The organism is Actinobacillus minor NM305 (assembly GCF_000175195.1).
In the GTDB taxonomy this organism is placed as follows: Bacteria; Pseudomonadota; Gammaproteobacteria; order Enterobacterales; family Pasteurellaceae; genus Haemophilus_A; species Haemophilus_A minor.
This window is the reverse complement of record NZ_ACQL01000106.1, coordinates 69,293-81,101: the sequence shown is the minus strand read 5'-3', so window position 1 is coordinate 81,101 and position 11,809 is coordinate 69,293. Positions and strand designations below refer to the sequence as shown.

The 11,809-nt window shown below is 40.1% G+C and carries 7 protein-coding genes; 3 read left to right on the top strand and 4 right to left on the bottom strand.

Going from position 1 to position 11,809, the window contains the following annotated elements; genetic code table 11:
* Positions 1–86 precede the first annotated feature (86 nt).
* Entirely contained in the window at positions 87–482 is a 396-nt protein-coding gene (msrB, locus tag AM305_RS08205) for a peptide-methionine (R)-S-oxide reductase MsrB (protein WP_005824874.1), read from the top strand.
* A gap of 127 nt (positions 483–609) precedes the next feature.
* Here the strand turns inward: msrB and cysS are convergent, their stop codons facing one another.
* The gene (gene cysS / locus AM305_RS08200; protein ID WP_005824873.1) at positions 610–1,989 is read right to left on the bottom strand and encodes a cysteine--tRNA ligase; all 1,380 of its coding nucleotides are present in this window, start codon (positions 1,987–1,989) and stop codon (positions 610–612) included.
* A 147-nt stretch (positions 1,990–2,136) separates the two neighbouring features.
* Here cysS and AM305_RS08195 point away from each other — a divergent pair, with 147 nt between their 5' ends.
* The gene (locus AM305_RS08195) at positions 2,137–2,646 is read left to right on the top strand and encodes a peptidylprolyl isomerase (protein WP_005824872.1); all 510 of its coding nucleotides are present in this window, start codon (positions 2,137–2,139) and stop codon (positions 2,644–2,646) included.
* Between the two features lie 78 nt (positions 2,647–2,724).
* On the top strand, positions 2,725–3,969 hold the full coding sequence (locus tag AM305_RS08190) for a multifunctional CCA addition/repair protein (RefSeq protein ID WP_005824871.1): 1,245 nt from the start codon (positions 2,725–2,727) through the stop codon (positions 3,967–3,969).
* A gap of 50 nt (positions 3,970–4,019) precedes the next feature.
* Here AM305_RS08190 and glnD read toward each other — a convergent pair whose 3' ends face one another.
* The 3 genes from glnD to AM305_RS08175 are packed head-to-tail and all read right to left on the bottom strand — an operon-like array spanning position 4,020 to position 11,801.
* Positions 4,020–6,569 (bottom strand): bifunctional uridylyltransferase/uridylyl-removing protein GlnD, encoded by a 2,550-nt coding sequence (gene glnD / locus AM305_RS08185; RefSeq protein ID WP_420196308.1) that lies wholly within the window; start codon positions 6,567–6,569, stop codon positions 4,020–4,022.
* A gap of 46 nt (positions 6,570–6,615) precedes the next feature.
* Positions 6,616–11,094, bottom strand: coding sequence for a chromosome partition protein MukB (gene mukB, locus AM305_RS08180; RefSeq protein WP_005824869.1), 4,479 nt, complete (start codon positions 11,092–11,094; stop codon positions 6,616–6,618).
* Positions 11,094–11,801, bottom strand: coding sequence for a zeta toxin family protein (locus AM305_RS08175; protein ID WP_005824868.1), 708 nt, complete (start codon positions 11,799–11,801; stop codon positions 11,094–11,096). The genes mukB and AM305_RS08175 overlap by 1 nt, the downstream gene beginning before the upstream one ends.
* Positions 11,802–11,809 lie beyond the last annotated feature (8 nt).

Genomic DNA, 11,809 nt, shown 5'->3' with positions numbered 1-11,809 from the left:
AACTTATAAAATTCTTCTTCGCTTCACGTAAAAAAATTGTAAAATACAACCGCTTATATCTTACAAATAAGTCGCAAGGGGATAATATGATAAAAGATATTGATGAACTTACCGAAGAACAAGTCGAAATCTTGTTAAATAGCGGTACAGAGCAGCCTTTTACGGGCAAATTTTTGAACGAAGATCGTGTAGGTACATACCGTTGCGCGAGATGCCATAATGCTCTCTTCCGTTCAGATACTAAATTTGATGCTGGTTGTGGTTGGCCAAGTTTTTATGAAGCTGTTTCAGACAATGCATTACGCTATCTTGATGATTACAGTTTAGGACGTCATCGTACAGAAATTCGTTGTGGCAATTGTGATTCACATATGGGGCACGTCTTTAATGATGGACCTCCTCCAACGGGATTACGCTTCTGTTTAAATTCCATTGCGCTTAACTTTAAATGGGATAAAACCGGCGAAGAAATTGATGGTTAATTTATATAGATGAAAAGCCTGACACTCCATTTGAAGCATCAGGCTTTTCTATTTGTTGATATAAGAATGTTAAATCAAATAATAACAAATAATTGATGAGAATAAATTATCGCCTACATGTTCTCTGTTACGCTTTACGCCAAATAGTGCCGTTTGGTGTATCTTCTAAAACAATATTCATTGCTTTAAGTTTATCACGCACTTCGTCCGCAACAGCCCAATTTTTATTGGCTTTAGCTTCGTTACGTTGTTTAATTAACGCTTCGATTTCCGCAGCTTCATCGCTATTAGTATCGCCTTGTAAGAAACTTTCCGGATCTTGTTCTAATAACCCCAATACGCCGGCAAGCTCTTTCAAGCGAACTGCTAAGCCATTGGCTTTCGCCATATCTTCAGTTTTCAATTTATTTAATTCACGGGCGATTTCAAATAATACCGCTAAAGCCCCCGGTGTGTTGAAATCATCGTCCATTGCGGTTTTAAAGGCTTCAACATAATGTTCGCCGCCTTCAGCAGCACCTGAAACATCACAACCACGTAATGCGGTATATAAACGCTCTAATGCAGAACGAGCCAAATCTAAATTCTCTACGCTGTAATCTAACAAGCTGCGATAGTGTGCTGTTAAGAAGAAATAACGTAAACTTTCGGCATCATATAACCCTAACATATGGCGGATACTAAAGAAATTGCCTAATGATTTAGACATTTTTTCTTTATCTATGGTTAGCATACCAGTGTGCAGCCAATAGTTCACATAATCGCCACCGTGCGCACAGCAAGATTGGGCAATTTCATTTTCGTGATGTGGGAACATTAAATCCGAACCACCACCGTGAATATCAAAATGTTCGCCTAACTCTTTGCTGTTCATTGCAGAACACTCAATATGCCAACCCGGACGACCATTCCCCCACGGGCTTTGCCAGCTTGGTTCGTTTTCTTTTGACATCTTCCATAAGACAAAATCCATCGGATTTTTCTTCACAGATTTAATCTCAACACGAGCACCGGCTTGTAATTGCTCAAGATTTTGACGAGATAATGCGCCATATTGTTTGAAACTTTCCACATCAAACATCACATCGCCATCTTCTGCTACATAAGCGTGTCCGTTTGCGATCAGTTTTTCAACCATCGCAACAATCTCAGGAATATGTTTGGTTGCGCGTGGCTCAACATCAGGGCGTAAAATGTTTAATGCATCAAAATCTTTGTGCATTTCTGCAATCATTCTATCCACCAACTGATCGCAAGTCTCTTTATTTTCTAACGCACGTTTGATGATTTTATCATCCACATCGGTAATGTTACGTACATAGCGCACATTATAGCCCGAATAGCGTAAATAACGCACAATCACATCAAAGGATACAAAGGTTCGACCGTGCCCAAAATGGCAGAGATCATAAACCGTTACCCCACAAACATACATACCAATTTGGTTTGGGTTAATCGGCTTAAATTCTTCTTTTTCACGTTTTAAGGTGTTATAAATTTTGAGCATAATATCCTCTGAATAAAAATAGAAAATTCAAAAATTTCGCAAAGTTTAGCAAATAAGCGGTCAAATTTAGAGAATTTTTTGCAATTTCTCTTAAACTTTTTAATAATAGCGCCTGAAATTTCTTCCCAAAATGATAAGGAACTTAAAATGATTACATTACACACGAATTTTGGCGATATTAAAATCAAATTAGATTTTGATAAAGCACCGATTACCGCAAAAAACTTTGAAGATTACTGCAAAGAAGGCTTTTACAACGGTACAATTTTCCACCGCGTGATTGACGGTTTTATGATTCAAGGTGGTGGTATGACATCAGGTTTAATCGAAAAACCAACCAAAGCACCGATTAAAAATGAAGCGAACAACCGTTTAAGTAACAAACGTGGCACCATTGCAATGGCTCGTACTTCAGATCCACATTCAGCCAGCTCACAATTTTTCATCAATGTGGCAGATAACTCTTTCTTAGACTATCGCTCAAAAGAGATGTTTGGTCGTGAAGTGGTGCAAGAATGGGGCTATGCTGTTTTCGGCGAAGTGGTTGAAGGTATGGACATCGTTGATAAAATCAAAGAGGTAAAAACCGGTAATAAAGGTTTCCATCAAGATGTTCCAACTGAAGATGTTGTGATTGAATCAGTTAGCGTAGCCTAATCATTTTGACCGCTTGTGATAAACAAGCGGTTATTTTTATGACTACAATCTCATTTATTTTCATTTCAGGGGATTATTATGCAAATCTATCTAGTTGGTGGTGCAGTTCGAGATCAATTATTAGGCTTACCCGTCAAAGATCGTGATTTTCTTGTTGTCGGTTCAACACCGGAACAACTCTTATCACTCGGCTACCAACAAGTGGGGGCTGACTTTCCCGTATTTCTACATCCACAGACCAAAGAAGAATATGCCTTAGCCCGTCAAGAACGTAAGCATGGTAATGGCTATAATGGTTTTATTTGTGATTTTTCCCCTGCGGTAACTTTAGAACAAGACCTTATTCGCCGAGATTTAACGATCAACGCAATGGCACAAGACCCGACAAGCGGTCAAATTTTTGACCCTTTTGGCGGGAAACAGGATTTAGAAAATCGCCTATTACGCCACGTCTCTCCAGCTTTTGAGGAAGATCCTCTACGTGTTTTACGTGTTGCACGCTTTGCGGCTCGCTTCTATTCGTTTGGTTTTCGCATTGCCAAAGAAACGAAACGGCTTATGCGAAAAATGGCAGAAGATGGCGAACTCAATCATCTAACAGCTGAACGTGTTTGGCTCGAAACAGAAAAAGCATTTCAAACGGACTCACCACATATTTATTTTGCTGTTCTACATGAAGTGGGCGCTTTAGCCGTGTTATTTCCTGAAATGGAAAAACTCTTCGGGAAGCCTCAACCAGCACAATATCATCCGGAAATTGATTGTGGTATTCATACGCTAATGGTTATTGAACAAGCGAAACAATTAGCAAAAAAAGCAGAAAATCCAACCGCTTTACTTTGGGCCGCACTCTGCCACGACTTAGGAAAAGGACTAACGCCTGATGATATTTTACCTCACCATTATGGGCATGAAATGAAAGGTATTACGCCAGCTCGTGAGTTATCTAACCGCTTAAAAGTGCCAAGTGAAGTAAAAGATTTTGCGTTATTGGTTACCCAATATCATACACATTGTCACAAAATGGCTGAATTACGCCCTGAAACGGTGTTAAAACTTTTTAACGCCCTCGATGTTTGGCGGAAGCCTCAACGTTTCCAAGATTTTTTACTGGCATGTGAAGCCGATAGCAAAGGTAGACTTGGTTTTGAAGAGCGAGCTTATCCACAAGCAGAATTAGCCCTACACTATTTTCAAGTAGCGAATAACGTAGATGTTCAACAAGTTATTGCGGACGGGTTTGAAAAAGCGGATATCCGAACAGAGTTAAATAAACGCCGGCAATCAGCAATTCGGGATATCAAGCATAATGCTTTCAGTTAAATAACAAAAGCAGATAGTATCATATCTGCTTTCTCTTACCTGCTACTCCCTTAGAGTGAAAGCTCATCGAGAATATGTTGTTTTAATTGGTGCTGTTGTTCTTCGCTCAACGCTTCATGAGATAACGTGCTTACGACAAAGAAATCCTCTACTCGCTCACCAATCGTGGTAATTTTTGCGTTGATCAGCACCAATTCTAACTGATTAAAAATATGGCTGAGTTGTGCCAATAGCCCTTCTCGATCCAATGTAAACAATTCAAAAGCGGTCTGATTTGGTGGCGAATTTGCTAAAAAGCGCACCTTCGTTTTACGTTTAAAAGTTTGGTGTTTAATCGGTTTTTTGATCGCTTTAAATGTTTTACTCGCAGGATCTAACAACACTTTTATCAAAGATTGTTGAATTTGCTCACAACGTATTTCATTCAATGCTTGCCCGTTGCTCTCTGTAACAATAAAACTATCATAGACTAAGCCGTTTTCACTCGTGATAATTTGCGCATCGTGGATGCTAATTTTCTTCTGGCTTAACTCTTGGGCAATACGGGCAAACAGTTGATTTTGGTCTTCACAGTGAATAAAAATTTCGGTTGCCCCTCGAGCATACTCATTCCCAACCAAAACTAATGGTAAGTTCTGCTGTTTTAACAATGATAAAGCGTGCCAAACCAATTGTTTCGGTTTGTTCCGTAAGAAATAACTCGCTGGGCAAGGTTGCCAATATGCCTGCAACCTTTTCCGTTGTTCGGCAGTGAGTGCAAATTTCATCAGTTCAACCGCTTCTAAACGGTTATTTTCTGCCTCTTTTTGGTAGTCTAATTCGGCAACCAGCTGCTGGCTGGTAAATTGATAAAGCTGAGAAAGCAAAGTCCGCTTCCAATCATTCCAAAGCGTTTCATTTGTCGCACAAATATCCGCAACCGTTAAGCAAACCAAATCGCTTAATGCAGTCTGATTTTCAACAACCTCTGCAAAGGTTTTTACCACATTCGGATCGTGAATATCTCGTCTCTGCGCTGTAATTGACATCGTTAAATGTTCTCTGACCAACCACGCCATTTGCTGTGCTTGCGCTTCACTAAATCCGTGTAAGATCGCAAAGTCATACATATCTACTGCGCCCACTTCTGCGTGATCGCCCTCTCGCCCTTTGGCAATATCGTGTAATAAGGCGGCAAGATAGACCAATGTTCGATGATCGCACTGGCTAAATTTTTCATAACATAATGGGTGAGATGACTGCGTTTGGCTATCTAAGAAACTTTCCAACTTTAACATTACCCGAATGGTGTGTTCATCTACGGTATAAATGTGAAATAAATCAAACTGCATTAAGCCGACAATACCTTTCCAAGCTGGGAAATACGCCGTTAAAACACCTAATTGATGCATAGGCACAACGGCTCGCGTCACCATATTCGGCTGCTGAAAAATTTGAATAAAGCGACTTCTTGCTTGATCTAGCTCACAAAGCGGTTGTTTTAATTTTTGTAATGCAATTCTGAGATGGCGTAATGTTGTTGCTTTAACATTTGCATCAGGGTACTTCGTTAAATGATAGAAAAGATCCAATATAGCGTGAGGTTCTTGACTAAAGCAGCGATAATTTTCAGTATCAATGACGTTATTTTGACAAAAGAAATTGCAATCAAGCGGTTGCTTTTCGCCTGTTTTTTGCGGCTCCAACACATCTTGCTCAAAGCTTGCTAATAATAATTGACTTAGTTGAGAAATCGCCTGAGTTGCTTGAAAGAACGCTTTCATCATCGCTTCAACCGGCTGATTTCCTTCGCCTTGATAGCCTAATTGCTCACTTAGCTTTAATTGACGATCAAAACGTAATCGATTGTCGTAACGTTTTAGTTGCATATGTAGTGCAAAACGCATGCGAAATAAGACCGCTTGTGCTTGGCTAAGTGTTTGATATTCTTCGGGATAGAGCAATCCACGATTAAACAACGTCTCAAAATCGTGAATACCATAATGACGAAGCATGATCCATGAGATCAAATGCAAATCACGCAACCCACCCGGACTATGTTTGAGATCCGGCTCCAAATTATAGCTCGTATTATGGTAACGCTCATAACGTTCATTTTTTTCTGCTATTTTTGCTTGGAAAAACGCTTCTATCGCCCAAAAATCATCTTGGTAAAGCTGTTCCATTAAACTTTGCCAAAGTAATTTATTGCCCGTTAAATAGCGACTTTCATACATATTCGTGGCAACAGAGATTTCTGTTTTACCAATTTCAATACATTCTGCCACCGTACGAATACTCGCCCCAACTTGTAATTTCGCATCCCATAGCAAATTAAATAGTGCATTTAATTGAGTATGCGTTGCTTCATCAAGTTCACTTTCTGCTAAGACTAAAATATCAAGGTCAGATAATGGAAACATCTCTCGTCTTCCATACCCACCTACGGCGATCAAAGCTAAATCTGAACGTTGATGAAAGCCAAACTCCGACCAAAGCTGGAGTAAACGGTCATCATAAAAATCACTACGCTCATACAAGAGATTTAGAATATTTTCAACATCAAAATGTGATTTCTGCTGTTCATTAAACTGCAAGAGTTGTTCTTTTAAATTATTCATCATATTTATACAAAAACGGACGCCACAAAGGGCGTCCATAAATTATTTAAGCTTGACCAAATCCTTTCAAACCAACCACGTGTACATACTCTTGGTTATTGGTGATCTTACGCACTAACTTGTAGGTTGTACCTCGTTCTGGGCTGATGTTTTCTGGGGCGGCAATAAGCAACTGCATATCCAAACGCTCACAGAGTTCAAACAAGGTATTGATCGAGGTTGCGTCTAAACGAGCTGCTTCGTCAAGGAAGAGCAAGCGAGCAGGCAGAATATCTTTAGCACGCATACGGCGAGATTCTTCTTCCCAACTTTGCACCACCATTAACAAGATCGACATACCTGTACCAATCGCCTCACCGGTTGAAAGTGAGCTACTTTCAGCACGTTGCCAGCCATCTGCACCACGATCGGTTTCCACTTCAAGATCGAGATAATTACGATAGTCTAACAATTCTTCACCTATAGTTTGCGGTGTACGTTGCCCCATTTCAATATGTGGGTTTACACGTTTATGCAACATCGCTAGTGCTTCAGAGAAACTTAGTTTTTCACTTTCAAACAGATCTTTATGTTGCTCTCGTTCATTGCTTAATGCATTTAACAGCATTGCGTGGGTATCACGAATGTTTACCACCAAACGCACCCCTTTCACCTGACCGAACGCAATATTTTGCAAGCCTTGGTTTAGTTGCAAAATACGGTTTTGTTCACGCTGAATGGTTTTACGTAAGATATTTGCCACACTTTCTGAGCTGATCGCCAATTTTTTCTCACGGCTAGTCAGTTCGTTGGTTAACCGAGATAGCTCGATTTCCATCTGTTCAATCGCATCAATCGGATCGTCCGTTTTGATGATGTCTTGGCGAATACGCTCACGCAAATGCTGATAAACCGAAATAAAGAACGCCACTTTATTTTCAGGCTTACGGCTATCTTCTGACGCACGCAAGCTATCACGTAAGTACTCGTTATCCGCCACAGTTGTTCGCAATGCCCCAAGGGCTTTATCGGAAATCGAACGTAACTCTTCCGCCGATTGATAAGCCAGCTCACGGCGATTTAAGCGTTTTTCTACATCGCTATTGCGAGAGAGTTTCAGAACTAAACACCAGCTGACTTTTGCCTGTACGACCATTTCACGCTGAGCTTTATAATCACGTTCAGCTTTACGTAAAAGACGGGTAAGGTTTTCAATTTCAGCTTCAATCGTACCGAGTTGTTTATCTAAATAACCTTTGCGAGCACGTTGTTGGCTTAAACGTTGTTGTAATTCATCACGGCGTAATCTTGCTCGTTCCTCTGCTCCGGCATCGCCTCTTACACCTAAATCATCAATTTCACGAATAAGCTCTTGAAGCATCTGATTTTTAGCTTCAAAGGAACTACGTAAACGTGTTAAAACTTGGTTATATTCCGTAAATTGTGCTTGAGCCTGACGCAACTGTTCACGGGCTTGTTCACGATTACGTTGTGCTGATTCTAGTTGTGAACGCAATTTTTCTGTAAGACTAGAGCCTTCAACTGTTGCCGTTTCTTCATAGCTAAAATGCACACGGCGCTGAATTACATCTGAAAGCGCAAAAACTTTTTGTTGCAACGCTTTTTGTTGCTCTTTAGCCTGTTGGTAGTCAGCTTCAAGTTGTTCAAATTTACTTGGGTCACTCTTTAATGCCGCTGCAATAGGTTCTAATTGGGTTAAAGCCGAACCAAATTGGCGAATAAAGTATTCATTTTCCTCCGCTTCTGCTAACTGCTCACGGCATACTTCTGCACGCTCTTCAAGTGTTTCATCTGCCAATAAATTAACAAGCGGTAAAATTTTATTTAAAAGTTGCAACTGTCCTTTAGTCGTGTCTAATTGATGACGAAGTTGTTGCTCATCGCCTGATGCTTGATTTAATTCCCGTTCAATTTCAGCACGTTCAGTTGCAATTTCTTGCATAAGAATTTCAGGGTTTTCTTGGAATGCAAGATTTAAATGCGTTCCCACAAATTGGCTAAGATGTTGGTGTAAACGCTGACATTTTTGGACTTCAAAAGCGCTTTCTGCATGTTTTTCTGCCGTTTCATCTCGCTCTGCTTTTAATGTTTCTAAATGTTTTTCTCTCGCGGCACGTCCAAACAACGGTATTTCAGGGAATTTAGAATAACGCCATTGACGTTCTGAAACTTTAACAACGACCCCATCTTTCAATTCTTCTGTACTAAATACCGCATCATCAAAAGAAGAAGGATCGCCCTCGATGAGGTAAAGATCGTCCGGACAATCATCTAATGTCGCTAACTGGTTTTTAACCGCTTCTAAATCACGAACGACAATAGCATGTCTTGCTTCGCCATAAAGCGCTGAAAAATATGGCGCATCATCAAGAGAAACATCATCATATAATTCAGAAAGTAATACTCCGCCAAAACGTTCTGCCAATTGATTTAAACGTGCATCTTCAGAACCATCCGGTTGGCTTAGACGGCTAATTTGCTCATCTAATTGTTGCTCTTTGCGTGCTAATTCATCACGTAATAATGTTGCTTCACGCTCTTTTGACAGCATCGTTTGCATGAATTGCATAACCGATTGGCTTGCCTCAAATTTCTCGCCACATTGCTCTTCTAAACGAGCTAAAGCAGATTGTGCCGTATGCCATGCAGGTGCGTTCTTAGCCAACTGATTATATTGCTGATTTAATTGCTCACGTTGTTGGCGTTGTGTTGAACGCACCTCAACAAATTCAGCTAATTCTGCTTCAAGATCTTCTAAACGCGCTTGTTGCTCTTCAAAATAACTTTCTAAAGATTCTGCATCGGTTAATTCTGTTTGCGCTTTTTGATTGAATTCAGCTAACAAACGTTCTGCGTTTTGTTGTTGATGTAAACGCTGTTCAATCTCATGCAATTTTTGACGTAATCCTACAGCCTGAGCCGCTTGCATTTTCTGTTCTGAAAACGCATTGAGTAATGTTCTAGCTTCTTCCCACGCTTGTGAGCGGTCAATTTCGCCTGAAATTTTGCAAACTAATTCATACGCCTTTTCAAACTGCGTTTTTGCCATATCTGAAACAGATAAGCGCTGCTCTAAATCAAATACCTGATCAGTCAAATCTTCAGTCTGAGCAGCAAATTCAGCATGATAATCTTCCACATTGTGTAAGTCTAAATGCGGTAATCCACAAAGCTGCTTGGCTTTTTCAAGCGCATTGATTGCCTGTTGATATTGCAAAGCTCTTGTTTGTTGAGCATCTAATGCCTGCTGATAATCAGCTAACTGGGAACGGAGTTCTTCAACTTGATCATCCATTTCATCTGCTTGAGCTTGAGCATGTTCTACAGCTTCCGAAACTTCTTCCATCGCCATTTGCTGCTCTTCAATCTTTTCATTTAGCTCTTCTACTTCATCTTGGTAGCGTTCTACTTTTTCTTGATGACGAAGTGCATTCATCACTAAATTTAAATGATCGTTCGCCGAATTATATTCAGCCTCTAACCCGTGCTCTGATTCAGAAATTTCAGCGACTTCTCGACTAAACTCCACTAAACGTTGTTGTTCAAGTTCTAGTTTGGATTTTGAGCTATACCAAGCTTGACGTTGCTCAAGCGCAGCTTGCACATTACCTCTACGTTCATTCGCATGGCGCATATAATCCGCAGAAACATAGTTAGTCGATTCTGTGATCAAACGCTTGAACATATCACGATCAGATTGAGTTACCTTGATCGCCTCAAGAGTCATACGGTTTTCACGTAACGCCGATTCCATATCTTGGAACGCTTGGCGAACGCCCGTATTTTCAGGTAGAAGATAATCACGTAATGATTTGGTAATAACGCTTGAAATACCACCGTAAAGAGAAGCCTCAATCAATTTATAAAATTTGCTACGGTCGCCCGATGAACGTAAACGCTTAGGAATAACACCTAAGTCAAACATAAAGCTATGATAATCTGTAATTGAATGATATTGCTTAAATTGAACTTCACTTTGTTCAAATTTATCTTTAAGTTCATTCAATGCTAATACACGTGCTTTTTCACCTACTTGCTCGGTAAAAACACTAATAACAGACTGGTTTGAAGCTACATTCTGTAAAGAGAACGAACGAATATCGACTTTTTTATCACGCCCAGCAACCTGTTGCAAACGAACCCCAGTTAAAACACGTTGCCCACGAGAGTTAATACTTTCTAATACGGAATAACAAACGCCTGCTTTCAATTTACCGTATAAACCTTTATCACGAGAGCTGGAAGTTGAACCTGCTTCGGTTGTATTACGGAAGTTAAGTAAGGTAAGATCAGGGATTAACGCCGTCACAAACCCAGCCATCGTAGTCGATTTACCCGCCCCGTTACCGCCTGAAAGAGTGGTAACCAGTTCGTCCAAGTCAAAGGTTCGAGCAAAAAAACCGTTCCAGTTAATTAAGGTTAGGGAACGGAATTTGCCACGCACAACAGTATCTTGGCGTTCATTTCGGATAACAGCCGGGGAAATTTGTTCATTATTTTGCAATGTGAAATCCGTGTTTTGCATCAGGATTTTTCCTCTGTTCGATTTAATTCTGTATTAATAATGGTCGCAAGTTGCGTAATTGATGTCGTATTAAGATCAAAGAGTTTTGACGTTCGAGAATAAACTTCAAAATAATCAGGCTTTCCTTCTCTTAAAACTCGTTCCGCATTTAAAGCAAGCTGTGCAACGACAACATCAAAATGCTCTCTTGGTACATACCGAGGCTGAATACCGCTACGTTGTTGTTCTTCTGCTCGCTTTAATGTACTTAGCCAACTGACCTCTTTTGGGCAAGTACAAATCAACACGGCAGTTTTATAGCCTTGCTGCTTAAATAAATTCAGTTCATTTAATGGAATATCGGCGGTACGAAAAGTGCCTTCAATTAACACATTAAAACGGTGCTTAATCGCCTCATTGCGAATACGCTGTACCATTTTCCCAGTAAATTCAGCCGTATATTTTGCCGCTTCTTTTCCATATTTTTGGTAAATTTCGTGATATTGCTGATGATAGGGGCGAAATTCATCTCCATTGATAATCAATAAATCAAAATTTAACCGCTTACTCATTTCAAGCGTACCAAAAGATTTACCGGCACCTGGTTGCCCACCTAGAAGAATAGCAATAGGTTCTTTCTGGGACGTAATGTGATTTTCTGCCATTAAATTTGCCCAAATTTTGGCAAACTTACTTTCGACATCTGCATTAACATCATAATCTTGCATAAGATCGC